The organism is Coprococcus aceti, assembly GCF_025567285.1.
Classification (GTDB): Bacteria; Bacillota; Clostridia; order Lachnospirales; family Lachnospiraceae; genus Coprococcus; species Coprococcus aceti.
Map to the genome: position 1 here is coordinate 65788 of NZ_JAOQJT010000009.1, position 19294 is coordinate 85081.

Sequence of the window (19294 nt, forward strand, 5' to 3'; positions counted from 1 at the left end):
TTCTCCTCTATATAAATATTTTATTACTGTCTGTATGTGTTCTGCGGATCATACTGTGATGACTGACCGTAATGTGGCTGCTGACCGTAGCCGCTATACTGATTATTCTGCTGTGACTGCCGGCCATACTGGGTCTGCTGGCTGTAGCCATTCTGCTGATCGTACCGCTGTGGCTGACCATAGCCACTTGACGGCTGATTGTACTGTCCTGGCTGTTGAGTATAGCTGCCCGGCTGGTTGTACTGCCCCGGCCGCTGACCGTAACCATTCTGCTGACCATACCGAGGCTGCTGGCCATAGCCACTCTGCTGACCATACCGAGGCTGCCGGCCATAGCCACTCTGCTGATTATTGTACTGATCCGTCTGGCCGTATGCATTTGGCTGGAAGGTGTTCTGCCGCTTGCCATATACATTTGGCTGATTGTACTGCATGTTCTGTCCGTACATATTTGGCTGATTATATCCACACATAGGTATATATCTGAAGTTATACGGATTCACCCATATAGGATTTACCGCTATGATATGATCGTTCTTTGCCGCATGGGATATGAGCAGGAACATCAGAACCACCGACAGGATCAGAACCAGTATGCACAGGATCACGCTGGTGTCATCAATCGACAGCACAAAATCATACAGTCCGTGTATTCCCATGGCGCTAAAATACGCTATCAGCATATTGCCTGCGGCACCCTCGCCCTTGTTCGCATTCTCTCTCGCCTTTGAGTAGAAATATCCCATGATAACGCCGCATGAGCAGTGAAGTGGGATTGCTGTCACAGCCCTCAGGATTCCGAGTCCTATTCCACCCTGGAATACATACAGGATATTCTCCAGTGTTGCAAATCCGAGCGACGAGCACACGCCATATATAACGCCGTCATAGCTGTGGTCAAAGTTCTTATTTTTCCATGTAAGTATTAACATTCCAAGGAATTTGCCCAGTTCCTCGATCATCGCCACTATAAAGAAGCAGTTGACCAGCTCATAAACCGCCGTTCCGGATTCCAATCCCATGTAGTATAACAATACGCCCCCAACCAGCTCCACGACTACTGCCGGTATCGTGCTGACAGCTCCCAGAACCGCAAGCCATACTAGCAGGCTCATTGGATCCCTGCTATTCTTATTTCTTCTGACTACAAATAACAGCAGTAACACCGAAGGTAATACTGCAAGTCTCAATGCAAATGCACTCATCCTTTACTCTCCCTGATATTTTCTTCCGTATAAATATATATACATATTAAAGATACCATTTTTAGCGTGAATCCACAATAAGCAAAGGCCTTTACCGACATTTTATTTCATTAATTAACTTTAATTTAGCCTAAATGCAACTCAAGGCAGGTCATTCCATTTCAGAAGACCTGCCTTGAACCAATTTTCAAATGTATTCAGTTACGACTTACTGTGTGACATCAATATCTCCGCTACTAGTCTCGATATTGCACTTTCCATCTGCTCCCTCAACCGAGTCCGGTACATTTACATCACCGCTGGATGTCTTTGTATTGTATTCATACTTCATTTCTGAGCCAATGCCGATCGATACATCACCACTGGTTGTCACGACATTGATCTCAGAAGCATCACAGTCTCTAATCATTACGTCACCACTTGACGCACGACCGTTTATACGTTTTGCCTTTATACTGCCAGATGTGATATTGCCACTGGAGGTCTTCAGATCAATATTATCCATCACCACATCACCAAGACTGACGTCACCACTGTTTGCTGATATTCTTGTATCCTTTGACGATACACTGTCAAGCTTAATGTCACCACTGCTGGTCGCCACTGTCAGAGCATCTGCATTTACCCCCTTTACGATCACATCGCCGCTGGCGGCCTCTATATCGATATTGCCTATTGCCAGATAATATTCCATATCCACGTCACCGCTGCTGGTCACGATCTTCAGATCATCGTACTCCGTGCCGGCCAGATACACCGTCACGGACGGCCATGCTCCAGAGTACATACCAATGGAAATGTTAAATGCCGCGTTTCTACTGTCATCTGCGGTTATCCTGAGCACGCCATCTGATATATCTACATGATGCGTCAGATTCTCGCAGTCATAATACTCCACATAACTTGTATCTCCACTCGCCTTCTTCACGGAAACATCCACATCTGATGCGCTTTTTACATCAATTGCAGTGAATTTATCTTTTATATCAACAGTCTTCTTTACGTAGTTCACCGGCTCCGATGTCATGTGGGCCAGATTAACTGTCACATTCGGCCATCTGAATCCATTTACAGCAAGTGCTGAGATCACAGTGATAATGCCTGCCACGATCATGACCGATGCAACAATAACAGCTTTCTTTGTTCTACTCATGACTATTTCTCCTTTACAAACATTCTCTTTATTCCATTCACACTGGCCTTGCAGACCTTAAATATACCAACCGTAACAGGCTTAACCGATACAACAAACAATATCGCTATACCAACTCCTATGAGTGCTGCTCCGAGCATTAGAACTGCTGTGTAAGGGCTGTGGGCCACGAACAGAGGTATGGTACATATCAATCCGCCTATTCCCGCAACCACAAAGCTGAGCACCACCGCATAGAATGATATAAGAAGTGCAAATGCAACTATCCACAGTGTGAGCAACAATACCGCCGCTGTAATGAGAAGTGGTATCCACACCGGAGAACCAAGTACTATGAGTACGACCTCCCATGCCTTGAGCTCGTGCTTTGGCTTGATCTTCTCCTTCACAAGCTTTGTAAGCGGCATATCTTCAAGTATCTGCTCCACTGCTGCATCAGGTGATCCCATATCTGCCACAGCCTCCTCCTCGGAAAGGCCATCCTCCACGCGGTCATCTATCATCTCGCTATAGTAATCCATAAACCTGTTCACATCATCAGCCGGCATCGCACTGATCCTGCTTCTTATCGACTCAAGATATTCCTGTTTGTTCATCTCTGACTTCCTCCTTCACAATAAATCTGTATATGGATTCCAGTTCCTTCCACTCTTCCTTGAACTCTTCTATCCTGGCTCTTCCGGCATCCGTAATATGATAATACTTTCTGAGTCTTCCGTTGTGCTCCACGGAATGAACCGTGAGCAGCGACCCCGCCTCAAGTCTTCTGAGGATAGGATAGAGTGTGGACTCTGATATCGTCACATACGGCTTCATATCTTTGATGATCTGATATCCATAGGAATCCTCGTCCTTGATGGCCGCAAGCACACACACATCGAGCATCCCTCTCTTCAATTGTATATCCATCGCTATACCTCCTTACGCAGTATACTATACGTCACATAGTATTATATGTCAAGTAGTATTTTCAGCACTCTACAAAAAGGAACAACAATGGAGTCAGGCACCTTTTACATAGGTTTTACATTAATGTATATGAAACATAACAAGCAGGGCGGAACATCTCACCAATGGGATGTCCCGCCCTGCTTACAAATTATATTCTGCTATATCTTAATCTGACACATGATATGTTTTCCATTATAGTATGTCGATGACATACTCCTTGCTGAACGAATGGCCAGCCTCAAGACTGTTTGAATACTCACGGTCCGCCAGATCTCCGTCATATCCCTCGCGGTCACACCTGCCAAACCAAGGCTCTATGCAGACAAATGGCGCATGTTTCTTTGCAGGAGACCATATGCCTATCTGCGGCACATCAAATCTCAACTGCAAAACCGGCGCATCAGATGAGTTCCTTAATGTAATCGTATTTATACCCTTACCATCCATGATCAGGGCATCCTCATCAAACATCTCATCACGCAGCTTTAAGACTCCATCTGTCAGTCTGTGCGTAACTGTTCTATCTCCAAGAACTCCATTTGCTGTCAAAAGACCACATTCAATCTCGTTCTTACCTGTGTGCATATCCAGAGAATAACCGCCGATGCCTCCCTCACATGCAAATGCAGGATGGGCACCGATAGAAAAATGAATCGTGTCAGTTCCCTCATTCACAACGGTCCACATAACATGTACAGATGAACCTTCAAGTCTGTATCCTATACAAAGACTGAAATCAAACGGATAGCTCTTCTGCCATGTATCATTCTTCTCAAGCACAAACAGCAGTGTATCACCAGTCTGGCCACCCACTACAAACTCGCTGTCCCTTGCAAATCCGTGCTGAGGTATATTCTCATAAACCACCCCGTTATGTCTGTAACGCTGTCCTTCAAGCTTTCCCACAAATGGAAACAGCACAGGAGAAACTCTTCCCCAATACTCAGCATCACCGCACCACATGTATTCTCTGTCTGTCTCGATACTCTTCAGGCTCACAAGCTCAGCGCCGTGAGTATTCACCTTTATAGCGATCTTATCATTTTTTAATTCAACAATACCCATCATGTCCTCCTATACTCCAGCCAGTCTGGCTGATCATAATTTGCAAATAATATTATACACTTTTATAACATTATAACACAGGTACAAAAAAATACGGTCGCTTAATGAACTAATAAGCAACCGTATTTTATATAATTAAGCAATAGTCGCTGTCGGGGTTCCAAGTATCACATGAAGCCCCTTCTCCTTTGCCTTGCTGATGACATGATCGAAGAACGAAAAGTCATACTGCCCCTCCGTCTTCTCCATGATATGCCATGCAAACTCCGCTATACGGATGACATTGCATCCAAGCTCTACGATATTGTCCATATCCTCATCGATCATGGATATGTCCCACTGCTCTGGATAATAATCCACACCTCGTTATCCAAGCGCGATCATTCTGTTGATGCAGCGGGAAGCTCCCTCCATCACCTCATCAGAAAGGACTATCTCTTCGCCACCTGTGCCCTTTAATACATTCAATATGTCAACCAGGGTAGTAAGCTTCATATTATGGCACATCAGCTTTGAAGAAATTGGATAGAACATTTTGTCAGGGCACTCATACTGAAGATGCTCCACAATACTGTGCTCTGTACCGATGATAAATTCTTTTTTCTCTGACTTTCTGGCATATGCCATAATTCCTGTGGTTGAACCTACATAATCAGCCTCTGCAACTACATCCGGCCTGCACTCAGGATGGACAAGAAGTTCCGCATGTGGATGTAACTCTTTTGCCTTCAAAGCATCATCTAGGGTAACCGCAAGATGTCTAGGACATCCGCCGTTAAAAAATGCAAATTCCTTTTCCGGCATCTGCTTTTGAACATAGTTTCCAAGATTCGGATCTGGAATAAAAAGAATCTTGTCATTATCAAGCTTGCTGCAGATCTGCACTGCTGATGAGGATGTCACACATACATCACAGGCAGTTTTCAATTCAGATGTCGTATTTATATAGGCGACAACCGCATATCCCGGATACTTCTTCTTCATCTCATCCAGCGTTTCAAGGTTCATCTGCTCAGCCATCGGACATCCGGCTTCAGGATTAGGCAGGTACACATTCTTATCAGGGGACAATATCTTACATGTCTCCGCCATAAAACGCACACCACACATTATTATATTTTTGCGGGAATCCTTGCTCGCCTCTACGCTAAGTCCATATGAATCTCCCATATAATCTGCAACTTCAAGAATCTCATGTCCCTGATAAGCATGTGCCAGTATGCAGAAATCTTTCTCTTTCTTCAGTCTGATTATCTCTTCCTGTATCTCTTTTATCGTCATTTTATTCTCTCCAAATCATTTTGTATTATTTCTCCCACTCCTGCCACGGAACAAGGAAGCCTGTCTCATCGAGCTTCTGCTCTATGTTGTCCAGGATCTCTTCACTTGGAGCCTCTATCAGATGGTAATGATATCCGTTCGTAGCATTTCCAAGCAGGGACGACTGGCTGTTTTCCAATTTTTTCATAAATTTTGCCACGTCGTATCTGGAAGCAATATTCATCTTTGCAGTAACACGATTGTACACCGTATGACTTATACTTACATTCTTTACAACACCGCCATAATCAACTATGATCGTGAGTTCTTCCTCAGTCCTGTCATAACCGTGTTTTACTTTAAACTCTCTCTGACATTTTGATTCATTCTTGTATATATAACCCCTGTTAGTTGCAATTATGCCATCATCAGCCGCCCTGATCACTGCAATATCCTGCACTATTATCTGTCTGCTGACTTCAAATTCTGACGCAAGCTTATTTGCCGGAACAGGGACATCTGAATTCTTCACAATGTCAAGTATCCTTTCCCTTCTCTCTTTTGCCTTCACTTTATCCCTCCGCATGAAGATTTTTCATCGATATATCCATTATAGGTGAGCTGTGTGTAAGCGCACCGCTTGATATATAATCCACTCCCAATGATATCAGGCTCTCTATGTTCTCTTTTGTAACATTGCCTGAACATTCTGTCTCCGCACGTCCATCGATCAAATCAATCGCAGCCCTCATCTGATCCGTTGTCATATTGTCAAGCATAATGATATCGGCTCCCGCTTCAACAGCCTCTTTTACCTGATCCAGTGTCTCAACTTCAACCTCTATCTTGCGGACAAATGGTGCATACTCCTTTGCCATTCTCACTGCATTGGTTATACTTCCCGCAGCGCCTATATGATTATCCTTAAGCAATACTCCATCCGACAAATTGTATCTGTGATTGCTGCCTCCGCCGACTCTGACTGCATACTTCTCAAATATACGGCAATTAGGTGTGGTCTTTCTGGTATCCAGCAGAGTAGTCTTGCTTCCTTTAAGAAGTTCTGCAACCTCATGGGTATACGTAGCTATACCACTCATACGCTGGAGATAATTAAGCGCAACCCTCTCGCCAGAGAGAAGAACCCTGATATCACCAGTCACAATTCCCATAAGCTGTCCAACCTTCACCTCATCGCCATCTTTGCAGAAGAACTCAACCTCAGTGCTGTCATCTAAGAGGGTAAATACTCTTGCATATACATCAAGTCCTGCAATGATTCCATCCTGCTTGCATATTAGGTCTACTTTTCCTTTCTGTGCCTTTGGCATCACCGCATTTGTGGATACATCCTCACTTGTGATATCCTCCTGTAAAGCCATCATTATAAGCTTGTCCGCATTCAATTTCATTGTTATCTGATTCATTCTCAGCCTCTTCTTTCCGTTTCTGTCAAAACTATATTCTTATATTCTCTAAACAAACCATCTATATCTTCATATTCAGACAGATCTATGTTGTCTTCTCCACAGCCTCTGTGCTCTCTGCTGAACATGATATCATCTGCTGCCCTCTGTGCAAATACAAGCGACTCAAGTAACGAATTGCTTGCCAGTCTGTTTCTGCCATGCACTCCATTACATCCAGCTTCTCCTACCGCATACAATCCTTCCATGGATGTCCTTCCGGCGAGATCTGCCTTCACTCCGCCCATGTGGTAATGCTGAGCCGGCACAACCGGTATCGGTTCAACAAGCACATCATACCCCTCATCCTTGCACTGCTTGTATATATGTGGAAAATGTTGCAAGATCACATCTCTTCCAAGCGGTCTCAGATCTTCCCACACATGCTCCGTTCCATCTATCTCCATCTGTTTCCATATTTCATGGCTGACTACATCACGAGGCTGCAGTTCATCTGTAAACCTTTCTCCCGCCTTGTTAAGAAGCCATGCGCCTTCGCCTCTCACAGATTCAGATATCAGAAACCTTCTTCCCTTATTCCGGCTAAACAGTGTTGTCGGGTGGATCTGCACATAATTCAGATTCTCTACCTCTACACCATGTTTTAAGGCAATTGCTATGGCATCACCTGTTATATGGGCAAAATTCGTTGAGTTCTTATATATACCTCCGATTCCACCACACGCCAATACAACGTTGTTGGATCTAAGTATGCTTATATTCTTCGCCTCATCAGCTATAACCACGCCACCACAGGCATTGTCATTGCAGACGATGTCGAGCATAGTCGTATACTCATATATCTCGATATTGGATTTTTTCTTTGCACACTCCAGCAAAGTGGATGTAATCTCTTTGCCGGTAATGTCCTCGTGGAACAATATTCTTGGCTGGCTGTGAGCTCCCTCCTTGGTGAAGGCAAGCTTTCCGCTCTCATCTCTCTCAAATCTAACTCCAAGCCTTATCAATTCTCTGATAACAAGATTCGATGATCTGATCATCAGATCGACTGTCTTTTTATTGTTCTCATAATGACCGGCTCTCATGGTGTCTTCAAAGTAATCTTCGTAGTCTTCCTCACCCCGCAGCATACATATGCCACCCTGGGCCAAAAAAGAATCGGACTCATCAGCCCGCCTTTTTGTGATAATACAGACCTTTTTTGTCTCTGGAAAATTCAACGCACAGAACAAGCCTGCAGCGCCAGTTCCAACAATAATAACATCATATACAGTGTTCATCATTTCTCCTCTTCAAGTAGGCATCATATTATTCTTTATAACCTGACTTGCATATAAACATAACATATGTAAACACATATGTAAAGATATATGTAATGTTATGTGTAAACTTTTGATGTAAACTTTTGAATTAGAGTTTTCTGTATACCGTCTCTACTTTAAGACTTTCTTTATCTGTTTCTCTGTGGCAATCGGGTAGATATCATCCATATGCTTCACTATCCTCTCCCACGATTCCTCAGGGCTCTCACCATATGCGGACGTCACGTGGTCATATCCCCACAGCTTCTCCGGCATGGAATACACAGCCACATTCCATCCGTATTCCGCGCCCTTCTTGTTCAACCGTTTTCTGAAGTCACATGCGCACAGGTATGTCTGCATCTGGAGCTGTGTCATCGTACCCTCAAAGCCTTTCTCTCCGCCCTTGCCAAATCCGGCAAGCTTCTTTATATCGAATGAAAAAAGTTCTGTATTGTACATACTATCCAGCTTTTCTGCTGCAAATTCCGCATCGCTCTCCTCGTCTATCCGGTCATCCATGAACAGATCCATGATCTTCTTCTGCCTGAATGATGCAAGCTCATCATCCCATCTGGCATCGAAATCATATCCAGCTCTTCTATAATTTGCAAAATACGGGAACCATTTCTTTGAGATAAATCCCGCCTTATTGTGGAAAAATTTGCCGTATGCGATATCGCCTCTTCTGGCTATGATCTCACGCCACACCCAAGGATCCCTCTGCGGGTCTTCACTCCACCAATACTTCTCCGTGGTTCGCTCTTCCACCGAAAATCCAGGTATCTCATTGCGGAAAAGAGGAAGAAATCCCACTTCCTCTATATATCCGATAAGTTCGTCCACCGTATGCAGGCACTCCGGATCATCCTCCGAAACTCCATACATGATCCATGCTCCATCTTTTGATTCCATAAACTCTCCTAAATTATTCGCCCCTCAAGGTGATCCATCTCATGGAGCACTATCTGGGCTATATATCCGTTGAACTTCATACGCTTTTTTGCAAATGATGCATCCTGAAACTCTACCTCTATGTCTCTATACCTTGTCACCTTTCTCGTGCCGTCCAGAGACAGACATCCCTCCTCTGTCTCGTAAGCCCCCGACTTTGACAGAAGAACCGGATTCAGCATGACAACATTGGCAAATCCCATGCTGACGATGATTATCCTCTTCTTATACCCGATCATGTTGCCCGCCATGCCGACGCACCTCGCCTGATTTGCCGCTAATGTGTCCTGCATATCTGCAATGATCCCCGCATCCATAGGAGTCATCGGAGATGACTTCTGGCTGAGAAACATCTGGTCTCTCACTATCTGTTTTACCATGGTCTATTACCTTTCCTTATCTACTCACCATTCTTCGCATACAGGAATATTTTTGACTTGAGAAGCCTCTTCGGCGTTGCCGAGATCTCGCATATCTCCTCATATATACGGTTGCACACGATAAAATACGCTGCCATCGCCGTCAGCACATTCTTCTGATTTGCGCTCTGGAAATTGTACTTTCCTGTCTTCTCATTCTTCTCGCTTCTGGCATGTTTTACCAGGTTATAGTCATTCCACCAATCCGCGATCCTGCCATCCACAAATGCGCTGAACGGCTTCAACTCGATATCCTCAAATGTGTCTATCGTCCTAACTGCGTCAAGCCTGATAGCCGGGAATTTCCTAAGCACAGGAGTAAGCCTGTCATGTATATTGTACTTCTTCCTGTAATCGTCCTCCTCTACCATCTTGCAATATATCTCAATCAGAGAATCAATATTGCTGCAGATGTTCAGAAACATATTTATGTATCTGCTTGAAAATGTCGGGAAGTTGCTCTTGTGAATGTCCACATACTCCGAACTGATCCTGACATCCTTCTCAATGATCTGGTATTGCTTCCAGAAAATGTTCAGAAATTCCTTCTCAGTTATGACAACTCTGGTCTTCTTCACCAGAACATTTACCCACAAATGTCCCTGACCTATCCTGTCAAGCCTGACGTCCTGACTCGTCCATACATCCTCAAGCGATGCGCCCGAAACCAACGCCACCATATCGCAAACCCGGGCCTCAGTATAATTGGCAAATGTCCTTCCATCATCCCGCGTCCGTTCACTCTTGCCGTACTTCCACGAAGCATACAATACCCCGCCGACCCTGAGCGCCTTCATAGCCTTCTCAAGGATCTTGTGCATATCGCTCTTGGCAACATGGAGCAGCGAAGCACATGCCCACACAGCGTCAAATTCATTCTCATAGTTCATGTCCTCAATGCGCATATGCACAGCCGCTTTTCCCGTCAGCTCCTGAGTTTTCCTGCACATAGCCTCAGACGCATCCAGAGATACAACCTTGTATCCCTTGTCCAGAAAATATTTGCTGTCACGACCACTGCCGCAGCCAAGATCAAGGATCCTGCTGCCCGGCTTGAGATGTTCCTCAAAGCGCTTGTAAATGTCCGACATGTCAGCATTTCTGGTTACCTCGGAATATCTGTCAGCATGTGTATTGTAGTATTCTATTGTTCTGTTTGTATTTTTATCATCCATTAAAATCTGACCTCTTCCGGTTCATTGGTGGTGAGGGTTCGAATCCTTCAACACCTTCATATGTATCTACAGATTATTTGCCTTTCGCAGCAGCTTCTCAAAAGACTCCGCAAATCTCTGGTCATCCTCTTCTGTCCTCTTCCTCGGCCCTTTGATATGATTCCTGCTCGATGCCCTTCTTGCCTTTTTATTCAAATGTCTCTCCATAAGCATCTGATCGATATTCTCATTTGTATACCACTTTCCCGATTGGTGTATCGCAAATGAACCTTTTCCCAGTGCCATCGCAGCCACGCCATAATCCTGAGTAACAACTATATCACCTCTATGACAAATGCTTATCAGCTTGTAATCCACAGCATCCGCTCCGGCACCGACAACGATAACCTCGCTGTAATCAGATGTGAGGACATGGTTCGTATCGCATAAAAGCGTTACCGGGATGTTGTATTTTGTTGCTATGTCTTCAACTATATCAACCACCGGACACGCGTCAGCATCAACAAATATCTTCATTGACCTAGTCCTTTCTCGTGCTGTCTCTACAGCAACGACTTTAATTTAGACGCCTCCTCTTCTGTAAGTGTCACACCCTTACCCATCTTCTCATGCTCCGGTGCCCACTCTCTGATATCATACTTTGGTGTGCCACCGTTCCACGATATCTTATTAAGTTCCTTAGTCCATCCCTTTGCACTTTCCGAGATTACTCCTATGTGCTCCACTATTTCGTATTTAAAATCTGCCATTTTCTATGTATCTCCTTTATCATTTAAAGATAAAGCCCGTCACAACTCTTTGTTTGATGTGATGGGCCGTTGTTAATCATTATATCTGTTTTTATGAGGCTTTTCAATGATGCTATATCCTCAGAGACGTGGGATTACAATTATTGGAGCGAAGAAAACAATTCTTGATCTATCATGTCCATTGACTTCATCTTTGACAACCACTCATCTGGTATACCTTCAAGTCCATACATGATTCCCGCAAGTCCCCCGGCTACCGCTGCCGTAGTATCTGTATCGCTGCCCAGATTCACCGCCTTGAGCACACAATCCCTGTAGTTATCCGTCGTAAGCAGGCAGCACATAGCCGCCACAAACGTATCAACCACATAGCCTGAAGATCCCATGCCATCACTTCTCAATACATTTTCAATACCGATAGCTCCCGACAACTTTGAATTGCCCGGCACATGTCTCTTTATCGACTCTGCAAGCGGCACACCATTTACAAGATCAATGGCAATCCTAACATAACACACACAGGCAAGCTTCGACAAGCTGTGTGCATGTGTTATAGCTGACACAGCCTCTATCTCCGCGTCCGTTATCCCTTCAACAAATGCCAACGGAATGATCCTCATAAGTGAACCATTACCATTGGACCACTCGTCATCACAACCTCTTCCAGATCTGATAGCCGCAGCGCACGTATTTCCACAGTCAAACACTTCTCCAAACAGTGTATATGCTCCTTCTTTTAGCCATCTGCGGAATCTGTCTCTGATATCATCCACGTCAACTCTGCCACACGCTTTGATACTGGCGCAAGTGGCAAGCGCCATACTGGTATCATCCGACCAGGTTCCCTCCGGCTGATTGTGCGTACCGTAGCCTATCATATCTGTACATTCAAATGCGCCCCTGAATTTAAATTCATACGGAACGCCCAACGCATCACCTACGGCAAGACCGTAGATGGCGGATTTTAAAGTATTTGTATTGTCATTCATATCGCTTTCTCACATCATACATCATCATTGTTTTTTTGTACTTTATCACGTCAATATATCCTACAGTGGTAAGTGCTGCGGTTAACAAATAATGTCATTATTCTATAAATTTACATTACTCTATCTACATAAGATTACTCAACACTAACAGCTAGACGTGTCGCAAACGCATCTACAATAGTAGAAATTATTTAAGGTTACTCAACTTGGACGAAGTACATGAAGTTGTTAGTATCTACAACAGTAGAAATTATTTAAGGTTACTCAACGTTGGTAGCTTATCTATATCCTTAGAATCTACAACAGTAGAAATTATTTAAGGTTACTCAACCCGAGATTAACAGAATGTCAACAGATGATCATCTACAACAGTAGAAATTATTTAAGGTTACTCAACTTTCTCGACCGGGCTTCAATCTTGGCAATCTACAACAGTAGAAATTATTTAAGGTTACTCAACCTAACGGAACACCTTGTGACCTACGTTATCTACAACAGTAGAAATTATTTAAGGTTACTCAACTTCATACCGGGCTTTTCCAGTGCTTTATCTACAACAGTAGAAATTATTTAAGGTTACTCAACCCAGCTTGCACAGGGCATGAATGCAAATCTACAACAGTAGAAATTATTTAAGGTTACTCAACTATCATGGTTACAAAAGAGGTGTTCATATCTACAACAGTAGAAATTATTTAAGGTTACTCAACTATGAAATTGTGCAATTCAAAGTTGGGATCTACAACAGTAGAAATTATTTAAGGTTACTCAACTCCAAATTGGTGTTTGTGCACAATTTTTTTGTTTTATAACCACTATATACATTCTTTTTTTGTTTGTTATGTTCATATCTGTTGAGTAACCCCTTAATTTTTCCTCAGAAAGACTGAGGTTTGCATTACTGAATAACTATAAAATTCTTCTCGTCATTCTTGGCATAACCAAATCTTAACACCTCACAACTCGATGACATCTTAAATATAATGACACTGTCCTCTTGTGTGAAGTTTTTTTCAAATCTATTAGTTATATCAGTAACTATGTTATCTATTATACGCTGACTGTTATCAATTTCAAATACTGAATATTGTAATCTATGTCCAAACCTAGATAAATATTTGGAAAATTTTGTTCTCAATTTATCATCTGATATATCATAACTCACAACGATCATATATACGCCTCCCCTGTTGAACATTTCACTTCTAATGTAATTCAAAAGTCGGTAATTGTTCCACACTTTTCCTTTTCATAAAAAATCTATAGTACCTTTGTATATATAAGAAGATATCATCCTTATAATCAAGTATTGCCGCCATGATAAACTGTATATACGACGCATTGTTTTTCATTTTCAAACACCATCTGGTACCATACAATTCAAAATCATCCATTTTACATTGACCTAGATTTATCGCCTTTCTTATTGCATAATCCACGATTGGTCTCATTGGTTCCATTAAATCACATACCAGTGATTTTCTCATATAAAAGCACCTATGAAAAACTCCATAATATGTGTCAAATCCATATACCTGAAGCATCGCATCTACGATATTAAAAAGCATAGTATATCCAATATCTAGTGTAACATTTAAGTAATCACTCTTTATACGAGGTTTTCTGCCATTCCAGGATACATTATCAAACATTCTTGGGAAATATATTTTTGCAGCATTTCCCTCTATTCCCATAACACACAAATAATCCATATCACTATCCAAGGAATTGGCAAGATTATCCAATATTGATATTCCTTCATTTAGATAATCATTCCTATTTCTTATCTTCTTTAAGGCCACAGACTGATTTGCTATCTTGTTCTTTTCAATCATCGTACCTATTTCCTTGCCGTTATACTTATATTGATGTGTTCTTAACAGCGTATTGCCCTCCATTCTGGCTCCCATAACTTCATAAACCTTAAAGCTTGTAGTCATTAGGCATATTGAAAATCCGAATTTCTTACTTCGCTGTATAAGCCCACTAGTTATAGATACATTTCCAACTATGCAAAGCATGAATAGTCTGTAACAAGTGGACTGATATTTTATCTTGCCATTTTTATCCTTTACCACAATATTATCATTGGAAAATGTAAGTTTATCCCCATCCTTGGGAATCAAAAAAATAATTTGTTTCTTACTAAAGTCATTTGCATTCAGCACTTTCAGTCACCTCTACTCGCCGACCTATCGCATGCATCTTCATATATACAATTTGCACATTTCTGAGAATTTTCTTGTACAAACTTATCCATATCAAAAGCTCTCATATCCGAAATCAACTGTTCAAACCTATTCTTCATATCTTTATCATTTTCAGGTAGATCAATATTATAATTTTTATTATCATCTATGCTGTGGATTCGTAATGAATCCACAGCATATCCCATATCTATCATTGAATAATACTGTCCGTACAACTGAAATATATATCCATCATAGATTCTGCTAACATGCTTCTTCCTCTCCACAAGCATCTTTTTTCTCGAATCATACATATCTATTCTTCCAACCAAACGATATTTATCCGAGTACACATCCAAACCTGTGACAATATCTTTTCTTGTTGAGTATTTCCCCATATCAACAGATTCATGAGCTTTAGTTCCATTTAGCTGTGACTTTGTTTGAAACGTAAGTACATCAGCCCCTCCATAAAGCCCATGAAAATATATTGACACAGGACAAAATATAAAATCATTAAGATTCGATATCAATATTATATCATCCATTCACTAGAACCTTCTGTTCTGTATAAAATCAAACCAATTGTAATTAGTGATTGCTAACAGTTTCCTATCGAACTTCTCGCCTTCCTTCCAGTATTTCTTTACTGCCAACACATCATATAAGCCCTTTAGAGCAATGCAATACGCTCCATTTGCATCAGCATCCTTAGGAAGCTCTGTTCCATCTGCACGAATATAACTATCAGTAGTGAAGAATACTCCTTCTTCATCCATAACCGGAGATATGATTTTATCATACTCTTTTTCTGTCCCATCATACTTTTCAGACTTACTGTTACGAAGCTGAACTGTAAATCTAATAATATCAAACAATTCACCTACAAACTTTTTCTGTATAGGAGATTCCAACTCATTGATATCCCCAATCAAGTTATGACCATCTGCATATTCTATATCCGTATCTTCAAACAGTTTCCTTATTCTTGCTTCAATATCTATAATCTCGTCTTTCCAGCCATAAGATCCACGTTCCTTTTTGATTCGATCACCATGAATAAATATAGTCCAGCTAGTTTTTGCAAGAGTTGTATGGTGAGTCCTAAAATTGCCATAATCAAATGCAATCTCAAACTTATTCCTAGATGCATCATACCTTATACAATCAAGCTTATTGATAAAGTCAAGTCTGGCTTCAGCATTGGAATAAGCCTTGAAGTCAAACACATCCACAAATCCCGTCACAGGGTCTATCTTTGACGTATACGCTGCCGGAACATAAAAGATAATGCCACACTGGCTGCCCAGCTCGCCCAAATTATCAGGTACATAAGTGAGCTGATAACCCTTGAGCAATCCTCCAGGTTCATCTACTGCACGGCTCTTATCTACCAAATATGCCAGCTTATTTATCAACATAGTCTCAAACTTCTGGTAAACCTGACGTTCAACTTTGAAACGACCTCTCTTAAATCCATAATTCAGATCCTCCATAACTATGATAGCATTATACTTCAATACGAGCTTCGATATCTCATGGATAACCTGTGACAGATAACCCTCTTTTATCTCCTTTATCTTTCCTATTTCCTTCCAACTCTTTCTAGCTTCATTTCTATAGTGTTCCTTATTCACAAGTTTACCCTTGTAATCATGTCGTCTAATTACATTTTTAGATGATTCGTAATTTTCAACTATATTAAATGACTTCTGCTCAACAATTCTGCCCCTACTATCAATCACCGATACATATAGAAGATTTCTCTCTCCCCTATCTATTCCGATCACATGAAGATCATCATTTTCTGCTATGAATTTTAAGACTTTTTCATTCACGTTATTCCTGTTATCAGCTTTGAAATTGATCGTAATAGGCATATGAATAAAAAACTTATCTTCTGTATATCTACGATCCTTAACTATATCCATGGTGGCTGCGTAGTGTGATACTTTATCCTTATACTTGGAGGCTTCCTCCGAGAGCTGTCCTACACCACCCTCTGACCAATACTTTACCAGTTCTAGGTAACATTGATCAGGCACAGACTCAATGACCTCAATTTCACCTTGACCATTCTCAGTTTTTTCTGTTGTTTTGTATGTTTTATTGACTAGTACCGAGCCCTTCTTATGACCTCTTTTATGCTGAATACTTGACTTTCGGAAGAACAATTCGGCCTCACCATTGAGCTTTATGACAACGTCACTAAGATTCTCCTCACTGAATATATTCTTCAGATACAGTGTATGTAGATTCTGCATTCCCTTACTATTCGGAGCGAAGTCTTTATTGTATATCTGAAATAAATATATCTGACCATCTCGGTCCATCTGGTTAATATCATCTTCGCTAATATAGGACCATTCTATCTTATATCCCTGTCTCTCTACATCCTTGTAAAACTCTGATATATCATTGTAGGTTTCTGTAGCAGCAAATTTAAAATTAAAGATCTGGTAGTTTGGATAGGAATCAATGCATTCTTTATAATAGTCAATCAGTTTACGACAAAACTCCAAATCAAAATTCGGCGATGATTTTAGATGTTTATTCTGGTTATATCCATACATTATTTCATCTGGTATTCCATGCGATTTTTTCCAAGCGTTTGAGCTAATGAATACATGTGGCAATGTCTTACTTGCTCCTGGGAGCAGATAATAATTCATCTTCTTATAGTCTGTATCACTTCTACGCCTGTCCTCTCCTGCCATAATATCTTTTGAAGGTTTATTGCCAACATTTAAAATTGCCAGGTAGATCTTTTCATCGCGCAAGAGAACAACGACATTGTTGTCAAACTCCTTCGACTTTGACCATCCATTTGCAAGAGTTGGGGAGCCGAAATTTAGCTTTATCTTATCCTGACTATATGGTTTCTGCGTAACGTAATTCCTCACTTTATTATAAAGAGGTACTATATCAGACAAATCGTAATATATCTCATCAAGCTCCGAATAGAACTCCATATCCCTATCAACCAACTCGTCAATCATAAAATCCTTGGCCCAATGATAGATACTCATGTAAGTATCAAGATACTCCTTTATCTCATTTATCATATGCTCATTCTGAATCATCTTGACTGAATCATCCATGTCAAAGGTTTTATAATTAAAATCAACTAATATCTCTGTTATTCCTGCAACATACTCCGTTGCCTCATGTTCCAGACACATTCCATCCATTTTATAATACATATCCACAAGTTTCTTCAAATCAAGCAGACTACAACTCTTTATTTTTTTAATTTCTGTTTGTATCTTTGCATCTTTTTTGTCATCTTTACCGCGAACAGCGCCAGAAAAATAATTATACATACTTGAGGCAATCACATCCCACTTATGATCTATGTATTTAGATACGCTTTCAAAAGCTTTAGAGGATACATATATTCTTTCCATATCATATCCCGTAACCTCCTGACTTAAAGTTCTAAGTCGATCCAAAATATCTTTTTCTTCGAGAATAGTACTAAAAGAATTGATCGCATCTATAACCTCCCCATCAGTCTGGAACCCAATGGGAATCTCGAACCCCGATTCCGATCGACACAAAATCTGTTTGTGTAATCTCTCCATTTTGAACTTTGATCTGGATATCTTTTTGTTCTGGCAATATTGATTCATATGTTGATTGATGACGCCACATATATTGTTATACCGATCAATATCCTTCTGACATATAAACTCACCGTAACAAGCTCCTGTGAATACATCCTCCAGTGACATATTCTGCAAGTAAGCACAAGCATCTTCCGCAATTCCTGCTACCTCATCACCAGCAATCTCTGCAATTCGATTAAAAGCAGTTATATTATCTAGGTGAATTCTAGCATTAACATTGACAATCCTGTGAGGAATTGCTGATGCAATATTCTTGTCAGAAAAAACGTTTTTTCGACTGGCCCAAAAGTCAATAAAATAACCCGAAAATCCATAAAACACTTTTACAGCCTCTATTCTCGAAGCTGCATCGCCATATTTATCAACAATATACTCTGGCAAGATCTTACTTATCATATCTGCTTTTAGCATATCCTTGTATATAGGATCCGAAGAGAAGATCTTCACTATTTCTTTACGGGTAGACTCCTGTATTTTATCCAATTCCTTTGAAACCTTATTACTCTTATCCAGCTTAGCCTTCTTCATTATATCGAATAGTTGTTCCCAATTTATCCCCTGTAAAGCATCTAGCTTTCGATTAATGAAATCACGGTAAAAATCGTCCATCATTTCCTTTACGATATACTGGTTTTCGGCCTTAACCGCATCTTCTGCGATGATTGCACACTCTTTTATATGTTTCCCGGTGTACTCACTTCCCACTCTAAGTTCATTGCGTAAAGTTTTACTCACTGAGTTGCCTCCAATGAATGGTTCAAACGAATTATTCGTATTGTTATTCATAGTTTCTACCTCGCTTTCCTAAAATTGTTTTTTATCTCTTGG

20 protein-coding genes and 1 CRISPR repeat array are annotated in these 19294 nt (G+C 41.2%); all 20 genes read right to left on the minus strand.

What is annotated here, in order from left to right:
• Window positions 1-23: 23 nt before the first annotated feature.
• The 20 genes from OCV54_RS11805 to cas12a all read right to left on the minus strand — a co-directional run bounded on the left by OCV54_RS11805 (window position 24) and on the right by cas12a (window position 19252).
• Complete coding sequence (locus OCV54_RS11805) at window positions 24-1205, minus strand: PrsW family intramembrane metalloprotease (protein WP_055224162.1); 1182 nt, start codon at window positions 1203-1205, stop codon at window positions 24-26.
• A gap of 208 nt (window positions 1206-1413) precedes the next feature.
• Window positions 1414-2358, minus strand: coding sequence for a DUF4097 family beta strand repeat-containing protein (locus OCV54_RS11810; RefSeq protein WP_015534788.1), 945 nt, complete (start codon window positions 2356-2358; stop codon window positions 1414-1416).
• A 2-nt stretch (window positions 2359-2360) separates the two neighbouring features.
• A complete protein-coding gene (locus OCV54_RS11815) occupies window positions 2361-2954 on the minus strand; it encodes a DUF1700 domain-containing protein (protein ID WP_015534789.1) in 594 nt (197 codons plus the stop codon).
• Window positions 2932-3267 carry a PadR family transcriptional regulator gene (locus tag OCV54_RS11820; protein ID WP_015534790.1) on the minus strand — a complete coding sequence of 112 codons (336 nt, stop codon included), beginning with the start codon at window positions 3265-3267 and terminating at the stop codon, window positions 2932-2934. The genes OCV54_RS11815 and OCV54_RS11820 overlap by 23 nt, the downstream gene beginning before the upstream one ends.
• A 234-nt stretch (window positions 3268-3501) precedes the next feature.
• Window positions 3502-4374: an aldose 1-epimerase family protein gene (locus OCV54_RS11825; protein ID WP_015534791.1), complete on the minus strand. Its 873-nt coding sequence runs from the start codon at window positions 4372-4374 to the stop codon at window positions 3502-3504.
• A 135-nt stretch (window positions 4375-4509) separates the two neighbouring features.
• Complete coding sequence (locus tag OCV54_RS11830) at window positions 4510-4734, minus strand: beta-galactosidase (RefSeq protein ID WP_070097446.1); 225 nt, start codon at window positions 4732-4734, stop codon at window positions 4510-4512.
• A gap of 6 nt (window positions 4735-4740) precedes the next feature.
• Window positions 4741-5655 carry a quinolinate synthase NadA gene (gene nadA / locus OCV54_RS11835; protein ID WP_015534792.1) on the minus strand — a complete coding sequence of 305 codons (915 nt, stop codon included), beginning with the start codon at window positions 5653-5655 and terminating at the stop codon, window positions 4741-4743.
• Between the two features lie 25 nt (window positions 5656-5680).
• Window positions 5681-6205, minus strand: coding sequence for a transcription repressor NadR (locus tag OCV54_RS11840; protein WP_156327928.1), 525 nt, complete (start codon window positions 6203-6205; stop codon window positions 5681-5683).
• Between the two features lies 1 nt (window position 6206).
• Entirely contained in the window at window positions 6207-7061 is an 855-nt protein-coding gene (nadC, locus tag OCV54_RS11845) for a carboxylating nicotinate-nucleotide diphosphorylase (protein ID WP_055224166.1), read from the minus strand.
• 2 nt (window positions 7062-7063) lie between these two features.
• On the minus strand, window positions 7064-8344 hold the full coding sequence (locus OCV54_RS11850; RefSeq protein ID WP_055224167.1) for an L-aspartate oxidase: 1281 nt from the start codon (window positions 8342-8344) through the stop codon (window positions 7064-7066).
• A gap of 150 nt (window positions 8345-8494) precedes the next feature.
• The gene (locus OCV54_RS11855) at window positions 8495-9277 is read right to left on the minus strand and encodes an AlkZ-related protein (protein ID WP_055224169.1); all 783 of its coding nucleotides are present in this window, start codon (window positions 9275-9277) and stop codon (window positions 8495-8497) included.
• Between the two features lie 8 nt (window positions 9278-9285).
• Entirely contained in the window at window positions 9286-9696 is a 411-nt protein-coding gene (locus OCV54_RS11860) for a peptide deformylase (RefSeq protein ID WP_004853880.1), read from the minus strand.
• A gap of 20 nt (window positions 9697-9716) precedes the next feature.
• A complete protein-coding gene (locus OCV54_RS11865) occupies window positions 9717-10910 on the minus strand; it encodes a class I SAM-dependent methyltransferase (RefSeq protein ID WP_055224170.1) in 1194 nt (397 codons plus the stop codon).
• A gap of 66 nt (window positions 10911-10976) precedes the next feature.
• A complete protein-coding gene (locus tag OCV54_RS11870; RefSeq protein WP_055224173.1) occupies window positions 10977-11426 on the minus strand; it encodes a YaiI/YqxD family protein in 450 nt (149 codons plus the stop codon).
• 26 nt (window positions 11427-11452) lie between these two features.
• Window positions 11453-11659, minus strand: a complete 207-nt coding sequence (locus OCV54_RS11875; RefSeq protein ID WP_004853874.1) for a YdbC family protein — start codon at window positions 11657-11659, stop codon at window positions 11453-11455.
• 140 nt (window positions 11660-11799) lie between these two features.
• The gene (locus OCV54_RS11880; RefSeq protein WP_055224175.1) at window positions 11800-12648 is read right to left on the minus strand and encodes an ADP-ribosylglycohydrolase family protein; all 849 of its coding nucleotides are present in this window, start codon (window positions 12646-12648) and stop codon (window positions 11800-11802) included.
• Between the two features lie 170 nt (window positions 12649-12818).
• Window positions 12819-13421: a CRISPR direct-repeat array (repeat unit 36 nt; unit sequence ATCTACAACAGTAGAAATTATTTAAGGTTACTCAAC).
• A 125-nt stretch (window positions 13422-13546) separates the two neighbouring features.
• Entirely contained in the window at window positions 13547-13822 is a 276-nt protein-coding gene (gene cas2 / locus OCV54_RS11885; RefSeq protein ID WP_055224176.1) for a CRISPR-associated endonuclease Cas2, read from the minus strand.
• A 31-nt stretch (window positions 13823-13853) separates the two neighbouring features.
• The gene (gene cas1 / locus OCV54_RS11890) at window positions 13854-14816 is read right to left on the minus strand and encodes a type V CRISPR-associated endonuclease Cas1 (protein ID WP_055224178.1); all 963 of its coding nucleotides are present in this window, start codon (window positions 14814-14816) and stop codon (window positions 13854-13856) included.
• A gap of 2 nt (window positions 14817-14818) precedes the next feature.
• The gene (cas4, locus tag OCV54_RS11895) at window positions 14819-15385 is read right to left on the minus strand and encodes a type V CRISPR-associated protein Cas4 (protein WP_055224180.1); all 567 of its coding nucleotides are present in this window, start codon (window positions 15383-15385) and stop codon (window positions 14819-14821) included.
• 3 nt (window positions 15386-15388) lie between these two features.
• Window positions 15389-19252 carry a type V CRISPR-associated protein Cas12a/Cpf1 gene (gene cas12a / locus OCV54_RS11900; RefSeq protein ID WP_082431329.1) on the minus strand — a complete coding sequence of 1288 codons (3864 nt, stop codon included), beginning with the start codon at window positions 19250-19252 and terminating at the stop codon, window positions 15389-15391.
• Window positions 19253-19294: the final 42 nt, after the last annotated feature.